This is a genomic window from Paenibacillus sp. Soil766 (assembly GCF_001428105.1).
Taxonomy (GTDB): domain Bacteria; phylum Bacillota; class Bacilli; order Paenibacillales; family NBRC-103111; genus Paenibacillus_E.
In genome coordinates, this window is record NZ_LMSJ01000045.1 from 259,419 (window position 1) to 280,639 (window position 21,221).

A 21,221-nucleotide genomic window follows, 5' to 3' on the forward strand; every position below is an offset into this window, starting at 1 on the left:
TTCAAGGAAGAGAGGGTTGCTTATGAAACTGCAGGAGCTTGCTTCCGCACTGCTCATTACCCACATTCATGGCGATAAAGACACGGAAATCACGGGAATTGAGGCAGACTCTCGTAAAATAAAGCCGGGTGATTTGTTTTTTTGTATCCCTGGATTAACCGTTGATGGTCACGATTACGCCCCTAAAGCGATTGCGCTTGGGGCTTCTGCGCTTGTTACGGAGAGAGTGCTGGACCTACCAGTCACTCAACTCGTTGTAAAAGATGCCAGGTATGCCATGGCAGCTCTTTCTGCGCATTTTTTCGGGTACCCAAGTAAAGAACTTAAAATTATCGGAATTACCGGAACGAATGGGAAAACGACATCTACGTATTTGCTGGAAAAAATCATCGCAGATCAAGGCTTTGTCACCGGGTTAATGGGCAATATTCATATTAAAATTGGTGATACCTATATAGAAAATAAAGCCACAAATACCCAGGAATCCATGGAGCTTCAACGGATCCTTCGAACTATGGCGGATTCTGGCGTTCAGTATTGCGTCATGGAGGTTACGTCGAGCGGCTTAGATATGGGACGGGTGAAGGGCATCAATTTCCGTTCAAGCATTTTTACGAATCTTACACAAGATCATTTGAATGAACATAAAACCATGGAAGCGTATGCTGCTGCGAAAAGCTTATTATTTTCCAGACTTGGGAATGGCTTTTCGGCTGATCCGGAAAGCAGGCAGTATGCGATTCTCAACGTGGATGATGAAGCGTCAAGCATGATGCAGAAGGTAACCGCTGCACAAGTTATTAGCTACGGCATAGAACGTGAATGCGATGTGCGCGCTACAGACATTCGTATGTCCGCCAAAGGAACTGAATTTCAAGTGAAATCCTTTGCTGGCGAAGCATTTTTCCGTATGCAACTAGTCGGTAAATTCAATGTGTATAATGCACTTGGAGCCATTGCGGCGGCATTAGCAGAAGGATTTGCACTGGAAGCGATTCGTGATAGTCTGGAGCGTATAGCACTCGTAGAAGGTAGAATGGAAGTCGTGAACGAGGGGCAAGACTATTTGGTTTTAGTTGACTATGCGCATACGCCGGATGGTTTAGAGAATGCCCTCTCCACGGTAAGTGAGTTTGCCGAAGGAAAAATCATTACCGTATTTGGTTGTGGCGGTGATCGCGACAAAACGAAGCGTCCCATCATGGGGAAAGTGGCTGCACACTATAGCGACCTTCTTTATGTAACGTCTGATAATCCGCGCACAGAAGATCCAGATGCGATATTGGCAGATATTGAGCCGGGGCTCAAAGAAGTTAATTACCCAGATAATCAATATATTTTACTGGCTGATCGTAAAAAAGCGATACAAAAGGCTATTGAAGGGGCAGGCCCTAAAGATGTAATATTGATAGCGGGAAAAGGCCACGAAACGTATCAGGATATCATGGGTGTCAAGCATGATTTCGACGATCGGTTGGTGGCTAAGGCTGCGATAAGGGGGAGAACACAGTGATTCAGCGTACATTAGGTCAAATAGCTACGATGCTCCATAGTGAAGTGTCCAGTGTTCATGGTGACATTTTGATTAAAGGAGTCTCTACAGATACACGTTCGATTCAAGCTGGCAGTCTGTTTATCCCGCTTATCGGAGACAATTTTGATGGACACCAGTATGTAGAAGATGCTTATCAGAAAGGGGCTGCGGCTGTTCTCTGGCAAGAGGATCATGGTTCGGTTCCAAGCGGTATCCCCTACATTCAAGTCGAGGATACACTCGCAGCACTTCAGGGTTTGGCCAAAGCTTACCGCCAAGAGCTTCCTGTTCGCATCATTGGAATTACCGGAAGTAACGGCAAGACAACAACCAAAGATTTGGTAGCAGCTGTGCTAGGCAGCTCATATGAGGTTCATAAAACGAAGGGCAACCTGAATAACCATATTGGATTACCTCTTACACTTCTGCTTCTTGAAGAAACGACGCAATTTGCAGTCGTCGAAATGGGCATGAGCGGACGCGGCGAAATTGCGCTGTTATCCGAGATTGCTGAACCAGATGCTGCCATTATCACTATGATCGGTGAGTCGCATATGCTTCAGCTGGGCTCAAGGGATGAGATTGCACGGGCAAAAGCGGAAATCGTAACAGGCATGCCTGCGCATAGCTTGATCATTTATAACGGGGATGAGCCGTTGATTGAACAAGCACTAGGCGAGCTGGATTTGCCGAAGGGCCTCCAACGCATTCGCTTCGGGCATGGCCAAGATAATGATCGATTCCCGACTGGTATTCGCATGGATGCAGACGGGGCTTATTTCACCATTAATTCCCCAGGCTACGCGGAATTGTTCATTCCCTTGCTTGGCACGCATAACGTCGTGAACACGCTCGCGGCCATTGCCGTCGGCGAGACCTTCGGCGTCACGCCAAGTGCCGTTGCAGCGGGGCTTCGCGCGCTGCAGATGACAAGCATGCGCATCGAGAAGCTCACGGCAGCCTCTGGGCTGACCGTGCTTAACGATGCGTACAACGCCAGCCCCGCCTCGATGCGGGCGGCGATTGCCTTGACCGAGCAGCTGAGCGGCTTCGGTCGGAAGTTCCTCGTGCTCGGCGACATGCTGGAGCTTGGCGAGCACGAAGAGCAGTTCCATCGCGGCATTGGCTCGATGCTGTCTCCGGAACGTGTAGACTACGTCTTCACGTTCGGTCGTCTCGGCCGCTTCATCGCGGATGAAGCGGCGAAGCAGTTTCCGCAGGCGCAGGTGCGTGCCTACGACGACAAGGCGCAGCTCGCGGAGGAGCTTGCAGCGCTCGCCAGCGCTGAGGATCTCGTGCTCGTGAAAGGATCACGCGGGATGCGGCTTGAGAAGGTTGTCCAACTCTTACTAGCCTAATTAGCGTAATAGTATGCCATATTTGAAATAGAGTAACGGAAATGAGCAGGGGGAACCAACGTGGAAAACGCAGTATTATTAACAATGGGTGTAGCATTTGTGCTTGCGCTAATCATGGGGCCATTATGTATACCTATTTTGCGACGCATGAAATTTGGTCAGCAAATTCGTGAGGATGGTCCGCAGGGTCATCTCAAAAAACAAGGTACACCAACGATGGGCGGCGTCATTATTTTACTCGCGCTTTCCTTGGCTACACTTCGTTTTGCTGACAAAAATACAGATTTACTCATTTTATTATTAGCTTCCTTAGGTTATGGACTTGTTGGTTTCCTTGATGACTATATCAAAATTATTTTTAAACGTTCATTGGGACTTACAGCCAAGCAAAAGCTTTTTGGTCAATTATTGATTGCAGCCATTGTCTGTTATTTACTCGTTATGCAAGGACATAGCACAGATATTTATGTACCGTTCGTTTCGTATCATATGAATGCGGGTTGGTTGTATTTTCCGTTAATGGCTATTTTGATGCTAGGCGCTTCGAATGCGGTTAACTTTACGGATGGCTTGGACGGCTTGTTAGCGGGGACAAGTGCAATTGCATTTGGAGCTTACACCATTATTGCCATGAATAATACACAGCCAGAAGCAGCGATCTTCTCAGCGGCTATGGTTGGCGCGGTACTCGGATTTCTTGTCTTCAATGCGCATCCGGCTAAAGTATTCATGGGTGACACTGGTTCTTTGGGAATCGGTGGTGGACTAGTCGCCGTTGCCATCTTAACGAAATCAGAACTTCTTCTCGCGATTATTGGCGGAGTTTTCTTAATTGAAATTCTATCTGTTGTCATCCAAGTTGTTTCTTTCAAAACAAGAAAAAAACGCGTATTCAAAATGAGTCCGATTCATCATCACTTTGAGTTGGTGGGATGGTCCGAGTGGCGAGTCGTAATTACTTTCTGGGCTGTAGGTTTAGTGCTTGCTGTGCTCGGATTATATATGAATGAGGTGTTGTAGAACATGAAGCATCCGCGGGATTATCGTGGACTCGAAGTGATCGTACTTGGCTTGGCTCGCAGCGGTGTCGCTGCAGCTAAGCTTTTTCATCAAAAAGGAGCTATCGTCACTGTCAATGACAAAAAGGAACGAAGTGCGTGCCCTGAAGCCGACGAACTTACGGCTCTGGGTATTTCTGTTGTATGCGGGTTTCATCCGGACTCCCTCGTGCATGAGGGGGTTGCACTTGTAGTGAAAAATCCTGGCATTCCGTATTCTATTGATCCGATTCGGAAGGCGGAAGCGCTAGGTATTGAGGTTGTGACAGAGGTAGAGGTCGCTTATCAATTCTGTGAAGCGCCTATTATTGGGATCACTGGCTCTAATGGGAAAACGACGACAACAACGCTGATTGGCTTGATGCTGGATGTTGCAGGTTTGAAGCCAGTTGTCGCTGGAAACATAGGCCGAGCGTTAACGGAAGCTACGCCGGAGGTGACGGCTGAGAATTGGATGGTAGTTGAATTAAGCTCATTCCAACTAAAAGGTACAACATCATTCCGGCCAAACATTGGCTTACTTCTAAATCTATATGAAACGCATTTGGATTATCATGGCTCCATGGACGATTATATCGCCTCTAAAGCCAAAATTTTTGAGAATCAAACAGAGGCAGATACAGCCATTTTGAATTGGGATGACGAAGTATGTCGAAGTCTCATGCCGAGTTTGAAGGCGAAACAATTTCATTTCTCACTTGTCGAAAAACTTGCATATGGCGTCTATTTGGATGCGGAGACGGACTGTCTTGTGTATGCGAATGGGCGGAATCAGGTGGAGTCCATTATGCCAGCTTCTGATATGGGCATTCCGGGGAGCTTTAACGTTGCAAATGCATTGGCAGCCGCTGCGGCGGCCATCACAGCTGGCGTCGCATTGCCTGCGATTGCTGATGTGTTAAGAAGCTTCCAAGGCGTAGAACACCGTCTAGAGCTTGTAAGAGAGCTAGATGGTGTAAGCTTCTATAATAACTCGAAAGCAACGAATGCTGCCGCTTCCATAATGACCATTGAAGCTTTCGATCAACCTGTTATCTTGATAGCTGGCGGCTTGGATCGGGGTTCGAATTACATGGAACTGTTACCAACTTTTCGTGAGCGCATCAAAGGGATTGTGACTTTAGGGCAAACCAAAGAGAAAATCAAGCATATTGCCGAGTTGGCAGGGATTAGTAAGGTACAAACCGTCGATACTGCTAAGGATGCAGCGGACGCGGTTTCTCAAGCCGTGCAGCTTGCCTGGCGAATGAGTGAGGAAGGAGACATCGTGCTTCTATCACCTGCTTGTGCAAGTTGGGATATGTTTCCATCCTATGAGGACAGGGGACGCATGTTTAAGGAGTCCGTGCATAACCTTTAAGTAGGGCTTATCCACTTTGTTGGACTAGATCTTGAACAGACTCCTGTCTGTCAGCTAGCCATTAAAAGGGAGCCCACAACTGACAAAGAGGTGTCTGTAATGGGTAAAGCACGCTCCGCTCCTGACATTTGGATTATTATTCCGACCTTGCTGCTTTTGACAATCGGCGTTATTATGGTCTACAGCGCTAGTAGTGTACTTGCGTTTCGTGAGTTTGGTGATTCTTTTTATTATCTAAAAAGACAACTCATTTTCGCCGTACTAGGTATTGTAGCGATGTTCTTCACGATGAATGTTGATTATTTGGTATGGAAACGATTTGCTAAGTTGGCTTTGTTTGTGTGCTTTGGTATGTTGGTCATCGTTTTGATTCCTGGTATTGGCGTCGTTCGTGGCGGGGCCAGAAGTTGGCTGGGTATCGGAGCTTTTGGGATTCAACCTTCTGAATTTATGAAAATAGGGATGATTCTCTTTCTTTCCAAAATGCTATCCGAAAATCAATCCAAGATTACACTACTAACCAAAGGGTTGATGCCGCCTCTAGGTATTATGGGATTGGCATTCGGTCTGATCATGCTGCAGCCTGACTTGGGAACAGGGGTCGTACTTGTTGGTGCGTCGCTCTTAATCATTTACACGGCTGGCGCGAGGTTGCTTCATCTTTCCTATCTAGGTATGATAGGGGTTGCTGGTTTTGTTGGGCTCGTTATTGCCGCTCCATATCGTCTTAAACGGATAACAGCCTTTCTCGACCCGTGGCAGGATCCACTTGGCGCTGGTTATCAATCTATTCAATCTTTGTATGCGATTGGACCAGGCGGACTAGTGGGGCTAGGACTCGGAATGAGCCGGCAAAAGTATAGTTACTTACCAGAGCCGCAAACTGATTTTATTTTTTCTATCATCGCTGAAGAACTTGGTTTCATCGGAGGCACGTTGGTTCTGCTGCTCTTCACCATCTTAGTGTGGCGGGGGATGCGTGCGGCTATTACGGCACCAGATACATTTGCCAGCTTAATTGCAGTAGGCATTATCGGCATGATTGCCGTTCAAGTTATTATTAACATTGGCGTTGTTATTGGGATGTTTCCGGTAACAGGCATTACGCTGCCTTTCATAAGTGCAGGGGGGTCTTCACTGACACTCATGCTGACATCTGTCGGTATCCTGCTTAATATATCCCGCTATTCGAGGTGACAGGGGAATGAAGACAATTGTATTTACCGGAGGAGGCTCCGCTGGCCATGTTACCCCTAATTTAGCGCTGATGCATAAGCTTGCGCAGCAAGGTTGGGATGTCAAATACATAGGCTCAGCTACTGGTATTGAAAAAGAGATCATTGATCGAGAAGGGGTTCCCTTTTATCCGATTTCTTCAGGGAAATTGCGAAGATATTTTGATATCAAAAACATAAAAGATCCATTCAAAGTCATGAAAGGTGTTTATGAATCGTATCGGTTACTTAAACGTTTGAAGCCCGCCATTGTCTTTTCGAAAGGCGGGTTCGTTTCCGTTCCTGTCGTTCTTGGGAGCCGTATGAACAATATTCCTGTTATTATCCATGAATCTGATATGACGCCAGGACTGGCGAATAAAATTTCGATCCCATTTGCAACGAAAGTTTGTGTTACATTTCCTGAATCCCTTTCGCATATTAAAGGCGGAAAGTCTGTTCTTACGGGCTTACCGATCCGTGAACATATTAGCAGTGGCAAAGCTTCGCGAGCGCTTCAACTATGTGATTTCCATTCTCAGAAGCCTGTAATATTAGTCATGGGTGGTAGTTTAGGGTCGCAGGTACTTAATCAAGCAATACGCGCGAACTTAAATCGATTAACCCAGCAATTTCAAATTGTGCATCTGTGTGGCAAAGGAAATGTATCTGATGAACATCTTCATACCCGTGGATATAAGCAATTTGAGTACTTGAACGAAGAGCTTCCTGATGTGCTGGCGATGACGGACCTCGTCATCTCACGAGCAGGTGCAACATCTATCTTTGAGTTTCTAGGTTTAGAGAAACCCATGCTGTTGATCCCACTATCCCGTCTAGCCAGTCGGGGAGATCAGATTCTGAATGCAGCATCCTTTCAGAAGGCAGGTTATGCCGATGTGATTCAGGAAGAAGATTTAACCGCTGAAGGACTTGGTGATCATGTTGAAGCGCTCTACAAGAACCGTGAGACGTATAAAGCAGCGATGCAATCACGTAATGAGAATGATGCCGTAGCTGCGATCGTGAAATTGATTGAAGCGCATAGTAATTCGTTGTGATTTTGTTAAAGCGTATAGGCGATTGTCACACTCTAACCGATTTTACATAAACTACACTATAACCGTGACAGACACCTAAGGCTTCATAAGTGAACAAGGAACGAAGAACGGCCGACTTCGCTCAATTCCTTATGAATGAAATGTCAGAACTTGTATGTCTTTAATCTTACATTTCTACATTTCGCCCTACGTTCTGTGAAGGAGGTTTTCCCATGCAGAAGTTAATAGCCGACTTAAAGGCATCAAATATTGGCGAGATAAGAACGAATGAACGACTAGCTCCATACACCACTTGGAAAATCGGCGGTCCGGCTGATTGCTTGATTATTCCTCACTCCAAAGAGCAGGTAGCTGCATCCATCAAGTTTCTCCATGAGCGTGGCGTGCCTTGGACCGTAATCGGCAGGGGCTCCAATTTGCTTGTCGGAGACAAAGGGATTCGAGGCGTCGTGATTAAGCTAGGCCAGGCGCTAGATACCCTTCGTTTTGAAGGCGCGATGGTCTACGCAGGAGGTTCCTATTCGTTCATTAAATTGTCCGTACTCGCAGCCAAAGAAGGTTTGACCGGTCTGGAGTTTGCTTCAGGAATCCCCGGTTCTGTGGGAGGCGCCGTCTACATGAATGCAGGGGCTCACGGGTCCGATGTGTCACGCATACTCAAGCAGGCTGAAGTCATCCTGGATACAGGGGAATTGGTCGTCATGCAGACAGAAGATTTACAATATGCGTATCGACATTCTATCTTGCACACATTGCCCGGCATTGTAACAGAGGCTGTCTTTGAATTACAAGTTGGAGACCGCAACGAAATTGCAGGGGCTATGGCCGCTTACCGAGATCGTCGACTGCGTACACAACCATTGCAATTAGCTTGCGCAGGTAGTGTATTCCGCAACCCCGAAGGCGGCTTCGCAGCGAAGTTAATCGAAGAAGCAGGCTTGAAAGGCAAACGTGTCGGTGGAGCAGAGATCTCTATGCTTCACGCCAATTTCATTGTTAACACAGGAGAAGCTACAGCCGAGGACGTTCTTACTCTTATCAACGAAGTACAGCAGATCGTAGAGCAAATGTACGGTATTAAGCTAGTACCTGAGGTTCTGGTAATGGGTGAGAGGTAAATCGGAGGTGGAATTTTGGAGAAGCTCGTTATCGAAGGTGGAAGACCTCTTACGGGAGCCATCCAGATACACGGCGCTAAAAACGCCGCATTACCCATATTAGCTGCGTGCTTACTTGCTAGCGGTACGCATACTTTACACAATGTTCCTAATCTGCTCGATATCGACACCATGCTTCATATTCTTCGTTCACTTGGTTGTCGAGCCGAGCAGCAAGGAGATACTGTAACCATTACAACATCCACAGTTCATTCCTCCCACATCCCCGAAGAATTGATGGGCCAGATGCGCTCTTCCATCTTTCTCATGGGTCCGCTACTCGCTAGATTCGGCAGTGTCACTGTATATCAACCTGGTGGCTGTGCGATCGGCGAACGTAAAATCGATTTGCACCTCAAAGGTTTGCAGGCTCTTGGAGCCGAGATTGAAGAATTTGCCAATAGAATCGTCTGTTCTGCCGAAACTTTGCAAGGTAATGAGATTTTCTTGGACTTTCCAAGCGTCGGAGCGACCGAGAATATTATGATGGCTGCTGTGAGAGCGGAAGGGACGACAACGATTTATAATGCTGCACGCGAGCCAGAGATACAGGATTTGCAAAATTTCTTAAACGCGATGGGCGCTGATATAATCGGAGCAGGAACGGATACGATCACGATTCGCGGCGTTAGTGCGTTGTCTCCTTGCACATATCGGATTATTCCAGATCGTATTGTTGCAGGGACCTTTTTAGTTGCAGCGGCGGCTACCAGAGGTAATATTACTTTGGAAAAAGTAAACCCTGCTCATTTAACCTCGGTTATCCATGTGCTTAAGCGTGCAGGTGTTCAAATCATCGCAGACGGTGATATAATACATGTAAGCTGCAAGGCAAGACCCAAGGCAGTTGAACGTATCGTGACGTCGCCTCATCCTTCATTCCCAACAGATTTACAATCACAAGTCATGGTACTTTTATCTCTAGCAGATGGACTAAGTGTGATGAAAGAAACGATATTTGAAGGTAGATTTAAGCACGTGGATGAATTGTCCCGGATGGGGGCAGATATTCGCGTCGATATGAGTTCAGCCTTTATCCGTGGTGTGCCAAGGTTGTATGGTGCTACGGTTGAAGCGACTGATTTACGGGCTGGTGCCGCTCTTGTAATCGCCGGTCTGGCTGCCCATGGCACAACGATCGTTGAGCAGATTCATCACATCGATAGAGGTTATGATAGGATTGAACATATGCTAGTCAGACTTGGGGCTTCCGTGCGTCGACAAGCTCCGGTTCCCAGTGAGTAATTTCTTGTGTGGCTATCGCGTATCCCTTCCTGTATGCAGGAGGGGATTCGCGATATTCACTTCAATCGTCATTATAATAATTAGGTGGTGCCCCTCTTGTCCGAAGATAACAAAGTACCAACGCTGCCTGTACCTCAGCCGCGTACGCGTACGAATCGGAAGCTGCTCTCTTTTTTAATTATTTTTTTCCTAACAGTATTAGTCATCTTGTTTTTCCAATCTTCGCTAAGTCGGATAAGTCGGATTGATATTGAGGGAAATGTGCTATTAGCCTCGGATACAATTGGACAAGCTAGTCAAGTTGCAGTGGGAGATCGTTTTTTTGCAGTAAGCTCTAAGACAATTGGACAGCGGATTTCTGGGATGCCCATGATTAAGAGTGCTACGGTGAAGAAGATGTTTCCAGGTGTCATTCACATTCAAGTCGAAGAATACCCTAAGGTAGCATTCCAAATTGATCCTAACGGCAAAAAGCAAGCTGTGCTCGCAGATGGTAATGTTATCGAACTGCCAATTGGCAGCAGTATCCCGCTCGATATGCCAATCTTAACGGGGTGGACGGATACGGATCCGAATAAAGCGGCATTATGTAAAATACTTGGTGAAATCCCGCAGAGTGCGTTGTCCGACGTTTCAGAAATTAAACCGGATCCTTCGGAATCGTACCCTGACAAAATTAAGATCTACACACGGTCGCAATTCGAAATCCAAACAACCATCGCCTATCTGCCAGATCGAATAGATAACTTGCCGGGTTATATCGCTGGTTTAGCAGAGGACCATATCTCGGATGGAGTTATCACGATGCTCGAGGTTGAATATCACACACCATTTGCAACAAGCGGGGATTCCAAAACAGATTCCAAAACAGAACCTAAGATCACCCCGAAACCTACGCCGAAATCAACACCAAAACAATAACAACAGTCATAGTGCGGAGGAACTTTCAAAAAATCGTTGCAGATACTACTCAATCTCTGAAAAAAATGTTAAAATTAGTTTTATGGTTAAATAGGCTCTATCTGCATACTCTATTTTTTCTTGTATTTACTAGACGAAGTTGTTTGCATTTTACAACATGGAAAAGAGAAGTTGAAGTTGGGTTTTAAATGCAAAAAAAATGTAGAAAAAAGAGGGAATATGGCGGTTGTGTGGAATACGTATAGGAGCATTTGTGAAGAATTTGCAATTTTACCTAAGTTACAGGAGGTGCCAGGGGCTTGAGCAACAATGATATCATTGTTAGTTTAGACATCGGTACATCCAAAGTTCGAGCTATTATTGGGGAAGTTGTTAACGGAACCATTAATATAATAGGAGTGGGATCTGCCGAGTCAGAGGGTATTCGTAAAGGCGCAATCGTTGACATTGATCAAACGGTACATTCAATTCGAAGTGCAATTGATCATGCTGAACGAATGGTCGGTATACAAATTTCCGAGGTTTACGTTGGGATTTCAGGAAATCATATTTCTCTTCTATCAAGTCACGGCGTTGTTGCTGTTTCAAATGATGACCGAGAAATCGGTGAAGAAGATATTGATCGCGTCATTCAAGCGGCTAGGGTCATCGCATTACCTCCCGAACGTGAAATAGTTGGAGTTGTACCTAAGCAATATTTGGTTGATGGGCAAGAAGGTATTAATGATCCACGCGGTATGATCGGTGTTCGTTTGGAAGTAGAAGCGACGATTATTACTGGAGCGAAAACGGGCATACATAATTTAATGCGTGTTGTGGAAAAATCCGAATTGAAGGTTGCAGGACTTATTTTAATGTCGCTTGCATCTGGTAATTTGGCTCTTTCCAAAGATGAGAAGGCTGTAGGGACCGTTCTAGTTGATATTGGTGCTGGCGCAACGACAATCGCTATCTTCGACGAGGGTAATTTAGTTGCAACGTCAACGATTCAGATTGGCGGAGAATTTATCAGCAATGATATCTCTATTGGCTTACACACGCAGTTGGAAATTGCTGAGAAGATCAAATTGAAATATGGCTGTGCATCCGTTGAAGATTCCGCGCCTGATCAAGTGTTTAAAGTGACGAGAATGGGCAGCAATGTTGAAAAAGAGTTCTCTCAAGTTGATCTTGCAAATATCGTTGAGCCTCGTGTCGAAGAGATTTTCCAATTAATTCGTGCCGAAGTTCATCGTTTGGGATTTGGAAATCTTGCAGGTGGGTATGTACTAACGGGTGGAACGGTTTGTATCCCAGGTATTCTGGCGATTGCACAATCCGAACTAGCTACATCTGTACGCATTGCAGTGCCTGATTTCATTGGGGTACGTGATCCTTCCTACACAAGTGGTGTTGGTATTATTCAATTCGTCTCCAAATACTTGAAGAATCGTAATTCAGGCGTCACCAAGAAACTGGCTGCTAAGACTACCAAAAAATCCTCCGATAGTCAGAAGCCAGGTTTGGTTGATCGAGTTAAAAATTTCTTCAGTGAATTTATTTAGTGAAACGTTAAGTTAGGGGGATATGGCTCATATGTTTGAATTTGATATGGATTTAGACCAACTGGCTCAAATTAAAGTCATTGGTGTTGGTGGCGGCGGTAGTAACGCAGTGAATCGCATGATTGAAAATGGTGTTAAAGGTGTAGAATTTATTACTGTGAATACGGATGCACAGGCGCTTCATTTGGCCAAATCCGTTCATAAATTGCAAATTGGCGATAAATTGACCCGTGGTCTAGGCGCAGGTGCAAATCCTGAAGTCGGGAAGAAAGCAGCAGAAGAGTCAAGGGAGACGATTCTGAATACACTTCGCGGCGCTGATATGGTGTTCGTAACGGCAGGTATGGGCGGCGGTACAGGTACAGGAGCTGCTCCAGTCATTGCGGAAATCGCAAAAGAGGTAGGCGCACTTACAGTTGGTGTAGTGACGCGACCGTTTACTTTCGAAGGACGTAAGCGCTCCTTACAAGCAGAGCAAGGGATTGCTGCATTGAAAGAGAAAGTAGATACACTTATTATTATCCCGAATGATCGCCTACTTGAGATTGTTGACAAGAAGACTCCGATGCTTGAAGCATTCCGCGAAGCAGATAATGTACTTCGTCAAGGTGTTCAAGGGATCTCAGATTTGATCGCAGTACCAGGACTTATCAATTTGGACTTTGCAGATGTCAAAACGATTATGACTGAACGCGGTTCCGCCCTTATGGGGATCGGGGTAGCTACAGGTGAGAATCGTGCGGCAGAAGCGGCGAAAAAAGCGATCTCAAGTCCTTTGTTGGAAACATCAATTGAAGGCGCACGTGGTGTTTTGATGAATATCACAGGCGGTATGAACCTTAGCTTGTACGAAGTGAATGAAGCTGCTGATATCGTGGCATCTGCTTCTGACATTGAGGTGAATATGATCTTCGGTGCTGTTATTGATGAGAAGTTAAAAGATGAAATCTTAGTTACTGTTATTGCAACTGGTTTCGAACATAAAGCAGCTCCTATTCATCAATCTATCAAACGTCCGGTTTCGCCAGGACAACCAGAGACAGCAGCACCTGACAATCGCTTAAATAATCTTAAACCATTTGGTGCGCAACCATCTAATGATCAATTAGATATTCCGACTTTCTTACGAAATCGCGGACGCAATACTGACAAATAATTACATAATAATTGTCTAGAGACCGAAGCCCTATTTGATGTAGGAGCTTCGGTTTTTTGTTGTTCTGTAAGCTTTTATCCTGTGGACGGGACCGCGTTAACTGACAAAAAAAGTAACTTCCTACTAGCATGTTTAGACAGACTTTGAACTTGGAATCCAATATACTGATTTAGAAGCGGAAAGTTTCGTCACGAAATTGCTAGATAGTGCCCTTCTTGGAGGTGAGGCATGGCATGGTCGTCTATGCGGATCTCATTTTCCTGTTGAACTTTCTGGTGGATGCAGCCATACTTCTGGTCACTGCAAAAACGCGGAAAATAGCGTTCAAATGGTGGAGAATTGTACTTTCTGCAGCATTAGGGGCTTCGTATGTCGTTATGATGTTTTTACCAGTACCAATTATCTTTTTTACATTTTCTGTGAAATGTATGTTCTGTACAGGTATGATTATTACCGCTTTTGGTTACGGTTCCTTACAAAATTTATTTCGGAATATGGGAACTTTTTTACTCATCAATTTTGCTGTTGCTGGTGGGATGTTCGGCATCCATTATGTGCTCGCCTCTTCCTCTGACGTTATGAAGGGAATTATATTTACGCAATCTGGCGTCGCTGAATTTCAAATTCAAATTGGTAGCATCTTGTTTGTGGTCCTTTTGCTGCTTCCTCTCATCTGGTGGTTTAGAACGGTGTTCCAAAGCAGTAAGCAGCGTGAGGTTATGACGACTTATTTGGCAGAGGTTACGATTTACGTTGGTGATTTCAGCGCCACCTGCAAAGGCTTGATCGATACTGGTAACCAACTGTATGATCCATTGACTCGAACACCAGTTATGGTTATGGAAGTATCGGAATGGGGAGATGTTCTGCCTGAGCTATGGCTGCAAAGGATACGATCATCTGATGTGGATCAAATCATCAGCGGCATAGGTGTAGAGGAGTTTATTTGGCAGGACCGTTTGCGACTCGTACCTTACCGTGGAGTCAACCGGAATACACAATTTATGCTGGCTATTAAACCCGATAAGGTGGTGATCATTCATAATGAATCGCAATTGGAGGCAACGAAAGTGCTCATAGGGCTCGACGGGGGGAAGTTGTGCAGCGACGGTTCCTATCAAGCCATTATTCATCCTGCTTTGATTCAAGCTGGTTAATGCTACAAGATATGTTGCTAGAACATGAGACATGAGAGCTTCAACGGCAGTACATGGTTTATTTTTACAAAGTCAGTTTTCCATTGGAAAACGCAGCTTAGCTTACGATGAAAGTTTTGCTATGGCAAAACTCTTAGGAGGAAACTAACATGTTCTTGAAGTGGAAACTGCTTGTTCAACTAACGTATTATCGCATTTTGATGTTGCTAGGACTCAAAGGTGAGGAAATCTATTACATAGGTGGTAGTGAAGCATTGCCACCGCCGCTTACTCGTGAAGAAGAAGAATACTTATTGGAAAAATTACCATCCGGGGATGCGGCTATTCGAGCTATGTTGATTGAACGCAACCTGAGATTGGTTGTCTATATAGCGAGGAAATTCGAAAATACGGGCATTAACATCGAGGATTTGGTTTCGATTGGAGCAATCGGTCTCATTAAAGCAGTAAATACATTTGACCCCGAGAAGAAGATTAAGCTTGCAACCTACGCATCACGTTGTATCGAGAATGAGATTCTGATGTATTTACGCAGAAATAGTAAAATTCGAACAGAAGTATCGTTTGATGAACCGTTGAATATTGATTGGGATGGTAATGAGCTTCTATTGTCTGATGTGTTAGGCACAGAGAATGATACCATTTACCGGAATATCGAAGAACAAGTTGATCGGAAGCTTCTACATAAAGCACTTGATAAGCTTAGTGAACGTGAACGTATTATCATGGAGCTGCGCTTCGGGTTACAGGATGGAGAAGAAAAGACGCAGAAAGACGTTGCAGATCTGTTAGGTATTTCGCAATCGTATATCTCCAGATTGGAAAAACGGATCATAAAACGGCTTCGCAAAGAGTTTAACAAGATGGTCTGAAAATTTTTTTTGGCAGTAAATGTCGAAATTGTCCAGCAGTCACGGGAGGGAGCGAGTCAGTACCCTTTTGTCAAGTGGCCGAGCAAGGGATGTGGCAGGAATAAATCGACCGCTCACGGGGATAATTAACAGTAATGTTTCTCCTTGGGAGGTAATCACGGTGACCCGAAATAAAGTTGAGATATGTGGAGTTGACACCGCCAAACTGCCTGTGCTGACCAATGCAGAGATGCGTGAGTTGTTCACTGACCTGCAAACAAAACAGGAACGAACTGCAAGAGAGAAATTGGTCAATGGCAATTTAAGGTTGGTACTGAGTGTGATTCAACGGTTCAACAATCGTGGAGAGTATGTGGACGATCTCTTCCAAGTTGGCTGTATTGGTTTGATGAAAGCCATTGATAACTTTGATTTAAGTCAAAATGTCAAATTCTCGACCTATGCTGTACCGATGATTATAGGTGAGATACGCCGCTACTTACGAGATAATAACCCGATTCGCGTTTCTCGTTCCTTGAGAGATATTGCTTACAAAGCATTGCAAGTAAGAGACAGTCTAACGAATCAAAACTCACGCGAGCCTTCTATTTATGAAATTTCTGAAGCCTTGAATGTACCCAAAGAAGATGTCGTGTTCGCTCTTGATGCCATTCAAGATCCTGTATCCTTATTTGAACCCATTTATCATGATGGCGGCGATCCGATTTATGTCATGGATCAAATAAGCGATGAGCGCAATAAAGACATGTCATGGATCGAGGGTATCGCATTGCGCGAAGCCATGCATAAGTTGAATGCTAGAGAGAAGATGATCTTATCCATGCGCTTCTTTGAAGGGAAGACCCAGATGGAAGTGGCTGATGAGATTGGCATTTCTCAAGCGCAGGTGTCCAGGTTGGAGAAATCAGCTATTTGTCAGATGCAGAAACATGTGAAATCCTAAGTGCAATTAACAAAGACTGGAACGGCTCGGGTAGACAAGCCGTGAAGGTCTTTTTTTGTGGTTCAGGACATTTTGCCCATTAGACACATATACTAATAAAAAACAGTACAAATTCTAATGAGATATGTGGTGATAGGCCTCATGAAAATATCTGATTTCCAGACGAAGGACGTTATTAATATTGTGGACGGTAAGAAGCTTGGACAAATCAGCGATTTGGAGCTTGACCTGCGCCAAGGACGAATCGAATCCATCGTTGTTCCAAATCAGAGTCGATTTTTTGGACTGTTCGGAACAGGGACTGATGTGATCATACCTTGGAAGCATATCGTAAAAATTGGTGCTGACGTTGTGCTTGTTAAGCTAGAAGACGTTCGGCCATACCGGCAATCGGACGACACCGAAGGGGTATATGAGTTTAATCGTCAATTTCGAAATTGACGATTGACACACGGGGACGCTGTATCTGCTGCATAAACAGCTGATCAGACATCGTGTGTCTTTTTATTTTGTGCTAAAGTAGATTAATACATATTGGGATGGAGGGATTTGTAGTGGAACCATTTGTCGTGCAACCATCATTACAATCAAATGAGGATCATCCGGTCCTTTTACCAATAGCCTCGTGGATGTCATTATTTCCTGAGATTACTGCTGGCTTCAGTACACGTTTAGGCGGAGTAAGTCAAGCGCCATTCTCAACACTAAATCTTGGTTTGCACGTGAATGATAACCAGGATGATGTTGTGCGTAATCGAGAGCTCGTTGCTGATGCTGTAGGGCAGTCATTTGCTTCTTTTACCTATGCGGAGCAGGTGCATGGGAAAGACATTGCTATTGTCAGTCTGAATGAGCAAGGCATGGGGCGTGATTGCAGAGAAAAAGCGCTTCAAGCGAAGGATGGATTTATAACTAATGAGCAAGGCATCGTACTTTGTGCGCAATTTGCGGATTGTGTACCCTTATATTTCTATGATCCCGTAAAGCGAGCAGTGGGTCTAGCCCATGCCGGTTGGAAAGGCACTGTGTTAAACATTTCCATGGCTACAATATCCTTAATGACACATACTTTTGGTAGCCGACCATCTGATATCCGAGCAGCTATAGGACCTTCAATTGGAGTCTGTTGCTATGAGGTTGATCAGACGGTAGCATCGCGCGTTAGGTTGGTTATTGAGGAAACGCAGATAACATCTGAGGAACAAAAAGCCATTATCACTGATAAAGGTAACGAGAAGTATATGTTGAATTTACAATTATTAAATCAGAAATTAATCGAGCAAGCAGGAATTTTGTCGTCCCATATCGAAGTAACTCAGTTATGTACGAGTTGCCGAACTGACCTCTTCTTTTCACATCGAAAGGAAGGGGGTTCCACAGGGCGAATGATCGCTTGGATCGGTCTTCGCCCCTAAGGAACTGGAAATGGCAATGTGTTTGAATTGAGGTGTAGAGAGAATGAGTGTATTGGAACGTAAACAAGAGGTTGAAGCTCGAATAGCAACTGTATGTCGGGAGTCAGGCCGTAAAGAAAATGACATTAAGATCATCGCAGTAACCAAATATGTATCTTTAGAAACGACAGAACAAGTATTGAACACGGGTCTACAGCATATTGGAGAAAATCGTTGGCAAGATGTAAAGCCAAAGTGGGAAGCTCTGCATGAGCGAGGAACATGGCATTTTCTAGGGCATTTGCAGACGAATAAAGTGAAGGATGTTATCGGCAAATTCGCTTATATTCACTCACTGGATCGGATGTCGCTTGCGAAAGAGTTGGACAAACAAGCTGCGGCATTGGGGATAGAAGTCAATTGTTTCCTACAAGTGAATATTTCCGGTGAAGCAACAAAATATGGCGTATCGCCACAAGAGTTCTTCCAATTTGCAGAGGAAGTAAGTAAGCTTGCTCATATCCGCGTTTGCGGATTGATGACGATGGCTCCTTATGAGTTAGAATCCGAAGAAACAAGACCCGTTTTTCGAGGGCTACGCGAGCTTCGGGATCAATTGAATGAACGGAAGTTGTTTCCTTATGGTGTGACTGAGCTATCTATGGGGATGTCAGGCGACTTCGACGTGGCCATTCAAGAAGGTGCAACCTGGGTTCGCTTAGGTACTGTTTTGGTAGGTAAAGAGGGCTAAAGGGCATTAGGAATTTAATTCCTATGTGTATGATTTCGATAGGAGGGAATCGCTATGGGTGTGTATAACCGATTTATGAACTTTCTGGGACTTCAGGAAGAGGAAGAAATTGTAGAGCGTGAACGTATTGTAGAAGCAACAGAAGAACCTGAAACCAATCCATACGAATTACGTAATAAAAATAAGGCGAATGTCGTCAGTATTCATTCACAGAAGAATTCACGCGTTGTCCTTAGTGAACCCCGCACTTATGAGGAAACTCAGGACATTGCAGACCATCTACGCGCTCGTAGAGCGGTTGTCGTTAATTTGCAACGAGTTCGCGGCGATCAAGCTATCCGAATCGTAGATTTCTTGAGTGGTACGGTTTACGCATTGAATGGGTCTATCTCTAAGCTTGGACCGAATATTTTTCTCTGTACACCAGACTCAGTAGATATTCATGGTCATATCTCTGAGATGATGGGCGAGGAATAGACGCATATCCCCAAACACATAGACAGAGGTGGGAAACAACGTGGATAACGTTTACTCTTTTTTAAGCATTTTGACAGAAATTTATTATTTCATGATTATTGGTTATTTGATCTTATCTTGGTTTCCAAACGCGCGTGGCAGTTTTGTCGGTGGACTGCTCTCGAAGCTGGTTGAACCGTATTTGGCTCCATTCCGCAAAATCATACCTAGTATCGGTTTCATTGACCTCTCGCCAATCGTGGCATTGATCGCTTTGAAATTTGTCGTTATGGGTATCTTTGCTGTTCTAGATTTCATCGTGGGGATTTTCTAGTCTTGACGAAAGATATCTATGGGCATTTTCACCAAGACGAGCATCATTTTGTTGATAAAGCCTGGGATTGGGTAGAGCGAGCTGCGCTGCAGCATGCTGTGAAGTTAACCGATTTCCTCGATCCCAGACAAGCTTTTATTCTGAATTCACTCGTCAACCGACACCCGGATGTACATTGCCGACTGGATGGCGGCTATGAAGCAGCAGAGCGTAAGCGTGCAATTATTGCTCCTGACTACCGCAGCTTGGATAGTGAAGACATGGCAATGGCTGTGTTAGCAGTATCCTCGGGAGATGGCAAATTTCTTACGTTAGAACACGGAGATTACATGGGCGCCATTCTTGGACTCGGCATGAAGCGAGACAAGGTTGGCGATATTCATGTTATAGAGGGTGGTTGCCATTGCTTGGTCACCCAGGATGCAGCCGACTATTTGCATTTGAATTTGTCACAAGTACATAGAGTGCATGTCCAAACGGAATTGCTCTCTTTAGATAAGCTGGAAGTAGCGCAAGTGCAATTAGATGAGCTTCAACTATCCGTTGCCTCCATGCGTATGGACGGAATTGTAAGCGATGTATTTCGGCTTAGCCGAGCCAAAGTATTGATTCCAATCCAGGCAGGTCGTTGCCGCGTCAATTGGAAGTTGGAAGAAGATCCAAGTAAGCCGCTGAAAGAAGGCGATATGATCTCTTTGCAGGGCTTTGGTAGATTTAAAGTGCTTGAAGTGGAAGGCGTATCGAAAAAAGGTCGAATTCGTGTGAAGATTGGCAAGTTTGCATGATCGTGGATAAATTATCCACGAACTATGCAGGAATTGCTAACTTTCTGTCGAACTGAACTGTATAGACATGGGTATAGGCTAGCTTTGAGTCAAGCTCAGCTTATACTTACGAAGTCAGTTTTGCTGCGCAAAACGCTAAGGAGGGGCACTGATGCCATTAACACCGCTAGATATACATAATAAGGAGTTTTCACGTTCGTTTCGTGGTTATGATGAGGATCAAGTGAATGAATTCCTAGATCAAGTCATCAAGGATTATGAAGCGCTTATCCGTGAGAATAAGGATTTGCAGAATCAATCATTTGCCTTGCAGGAGCGTTTGGATCACTTCACGCATATTGAAGAGTCGCTGAGCAAAACAATCATCGTGGCTCAAGAGGCTGCGGATGAAGTCAGAAGCAATTCGAAGAAAGAAGCGCAGTTAATTCTGAAAGAAGCGGAGAAAAATGCAGATCGGATTATTAACGAATCATTGACGCGCTCTCGCAAAGTAGCTCTTGAGATCGAAGAACTCAAGAAACAAGCTTCCATTTATCGTACGCGCTTTCGGACGTTACTTGAAGCACAGCTTGAATTATTGAACACAGAAGGCTGGCAAAGTATGCAGTTTGAACATAAAGAAGAGTAGGTATGGAGCAGTAGACAGGTATCATATTGACTATGCCTGCCAGATTGGGTATACTCCTGTTAAAAGTATCGCAATAAAGCTATGACTGGAACGAGTAGGGCGTTATGAGCAGTGTCAGCGAATTAGGGTTGTGGTGTGAGCCTAATCTCTGCAGCGTACCGAATATCCCCCAGGAGCGTCTCTTGAAATGAGTAGGGAGAAACGGGTCATGCCGTTACACATGATCGAGTGAAGAAGCTCTGTTCGCCCCGCCTTTAGGCGTGTGTTCATGATGCTTTTTAACGAGGGTGGTA

21 protein-coding genes and 1 other annotated feature (1 of these 22 only partly in view) are annotated in these 21,221 nt (G+C 44.9%); all 21 genes read left to right on the forward strand.

Translation table 11 applies throughout. The annotated features are described in order from the left end of the window. Positions 1-22: 22 nt before the first annotated feature. Positions 23-1,513 carry a UDP-N-acetylmuramoyl-L-alanyl-D-glutamate--2,6-diaminopimelate ligase gene (locus ASG89_RS28485; protein ID WP_057314650.1) on the forward strand — a complete coding sequence of 497 codons (1,491 nt, stop codon included), beginning with the start codon at positions 23-25 and terminating at the stop codon, positions 1,511-1,513. After that, entirely contained in the window at positions 1,510-2,892 is a 1,383-nt protein-coding gene (locus tag ASG89_RS28490) for a UDP-N-acetylmuramoyl-tripeptide--D-alanyl-D-alanine ligase (RefSeq protein ID WP_057314651.1), read from the forward strand. Before ASG89_RS28485 ends, ASG89_RS28490 begins: the two co-directional genes overlap by 4 nt. Positions 2,893-2,976: 84 nt before the next feature. After that, complete coding sequence (gene mraY, locus ASG89_RS28495; protein WP_057314852.1) at positions 2,977-3,912, forward strand: phospho-N-acetylmuramoyl-pentapeptide-transferase; 936 nt, start codon at positions 2,977-2,979, stop codon at positions 3,910-3,912. A 3-nt stretch (positions 3,913-3,915) separates the two neighbouring features. After that, a complete protein-coding gene (murD, locus tag ASG89_RS28500) occupies positions 3,916-5,310 on the forward strand; it encodes a UDP-N-acetylmuramoyl-L-alanine--D-glutamate ligase (protein WP_057314653.1) in 1,395 nt (464 codons plus the stop codon). Between the two features lie 99 nt (positions 5,311-5,409). After that, positions 5,410-6,507 (forward strand): stage V sporulation protein E, encoded by a 1,098-nt coding sequence (spoVE, locus tag ASG89_RS28505; protein ID WP_057314654.1) that lies wholly within the window; start codon positions 5,410-5,412, stop codon positions 6,505-6,507. A 7-nt stretch (positions 6,508-6,514) separates the two neighbouring features. Then, a complete protein-coding gene (locus tag ASG89_RS28510; protein WP_057314655.1) occupies positions 6,515-7,585 on the forward strand; it encodes an undecaprenyldiphospho-muramoylpentapeptide beta-N-acetylglucosaminyltransferase in 1,071 nt (356 codons plus the stop codon). Between the two features lie 212 nt (positions 7,586-7,797). Further along, entirely contained in the window at positions 7,798-8,703 is a 906-nt protein-coding gene (gene murB / locus ASG89_RS28515; RefSeq protein ID WP_057314657.1) for a UDP-N-acetylmuramate dehydrogenase, read from the forward strand. A gap of 15 nt (positions 8,704-8,718) precedes the next feature. Beyond that, positions 8,719-9,987: a UDP-N-acetylglucosamine 1-carboxyvinyltransferase gene (gene murA, locus ASG89_RS28520; protein WP_057314658.1), complete on the forward strand. Its 1,269-nt coding sequence runs from the start codon at positions 8,719-8,721 to the stop codon at positions 9,985-9,987. 96 nt (positions 9,988-10,083) lie between these two features. Beyond that, on the forward strand, positions 10,084-10,908 hold the full coding sequence (locus ASG89_RS28525) for an FtsQ-type POTRA domain-containing protein (RefSeq protein WP_063868196.1): 825 nt from the start codon (positions 10,084-10,086) through the stop codon (positions 10,906-10,908). Between the two features lie 299 nt (positions 10,909-11,207). Beyond that, positions 11,208-12,452, forward strand: coding sequence for a cell division protein FtsA (gene ftsA / locus ASG89_RS28530; protein ID WP_057314659.1), 1,245 nt, complete (start codon positions 11,208-11,210; stop codon positions 12,450-12,452). 31 nt (positions 12,453-12,483) lie between these two features. Then, a complete protein-coding gene (gene ftsZ, locus ASG89_RS28535) occupies positions 12,484-13,608 on the forward strand; it encodes a cell division protein FtsZ (RefSeq protein WP_056612645.1) in 1,125 nt (374 codons plus the stop codon). Between the two features lie 233 nt (positions 13,609-13,841). Then, positions 13,842-14,765, forward strand: coding sequence for a sigma-E processing peptidase SpoIIGA (gene spoIIGA / locus ASG89_RS28540; protein ID WP_057314661.1), 924 nt, complete (start codon positions 13,842-13,844; stop codon positions 14,763-14,765). 149 nt (positions 14,766-14,914) lie between these two features. Further along, positions 14,915-15,637, forward strand: a complete 723-nt coding sequence (gene sigE / locus ASG89_RS28545) for an RNA polymerase sporulation sigma factor SigE (RefSeq protein WP_056612642.1) — start codon at positions 14,915-14,917, stop codon at positions 15,635-15,637. Positions 15,638-15,797: 160 nt separating this feature from the next. Continuing rightward, on the forward strand, positions 15,798-16,580 hold the full coding sequence (gene sigG / locus ASG89_RS28550; protein ID WP_056612640.1) for an RNA polymerase sporulation sigma factor SigG: 783 nt from the start codon (positions 15,798-15,800) through the stop codon (positions 16,578-16,580). Positions 16,581-16,721: 141 nt separating this feature from the next. Next, the gene (locus tag ASG89_RS28555; protein WP_057314662.1) at positions 16,722-17,021 is read left to right on the forward strand and encodes a YlmC/YmxH family sporulation protein; all 300 of its coding nucleotides are present in this window, start codon (positions 16,722-16,724) and stop codon (positions 17,019-17,021) included. A gap of 113 nt (positions 17,022-17,134) precedes the next feature. Continuing rightward, entirely contained in the window at positions 17,135-17,995 is an 861-nt protein-coding gene (gene pgeF / locus ASG89_RS28560; RefSeq protein WP_057314665.1) for a peptidoglycan editing factor PgeF, read from the forward strand. A 43-nt stretch (positions 17,996-18,038) separates the two neighbouring features. Continuing rightward, positions 18,039-18,725 carry a YggS family pyridoxal phosphate-dependent enzyme gene (locus tag ASG89_RS28565; RefSeq protein ID WP_057314666.1) on the forward strand — a complete coding sequence of 229 codons (687 nt, stop codon included), beginning with the start codon at positions 18,039-18,041 and terminating at the stop codon, positions 18,723-18,725. 54 nt (positions 18,726-18,779) lie between these two features. After that, positions 18,780-19,202, forward strand: a complete 423-nt coding sequence (locus ASG89_RS28570) for a cell division protein SepF (protein WP_056612633.1) — start codon at positions 18,780-18,782, stop codon at positions 19,200-19,202. A 40-nt stretch (positions 19,203-19,242) separates the two neighbouring features. After that, positions 19,243-19,515: a YggT family protein gene (locus tag ASG89_RS28575; protein ID WP_157276850.1), complete on the forward strand. Its 273-nt coding sequence runs from the start codon at positions 19,243-19,245 to the stop codon at positions 19,513-19,515. A gap of 2 nt (positions 19,516-19,517) precedes the next feature. Further along, positions 19,518-20,300, forward strand: a complete 783-nt coding sequence (locus ASG89_RS28580) for an RNA-binding protein (protein WP_057314667.1) — start codon at positions 19,518-19,520, stop codon at positions 20,298-20,300. A gap of 151 nt (positions 20,301-20,451) precedes the next feature. After that, complete coding sequence (locus ASG89_RS28585) at positions 20,452-20,928, forward strand: DivIVA domain-containing protein (RefSeq protein WP_057314668.1); 477 nt, start codon at positions 20,452-20,454, stop codon at positions 20,926-20,928. Between the two features lie 72 nt (positions 20,929-21,000). After that, positions 21,001-21,221 (forward strand) — a binding site (T-box leader) (it continues 27 nt past the right edge of the window).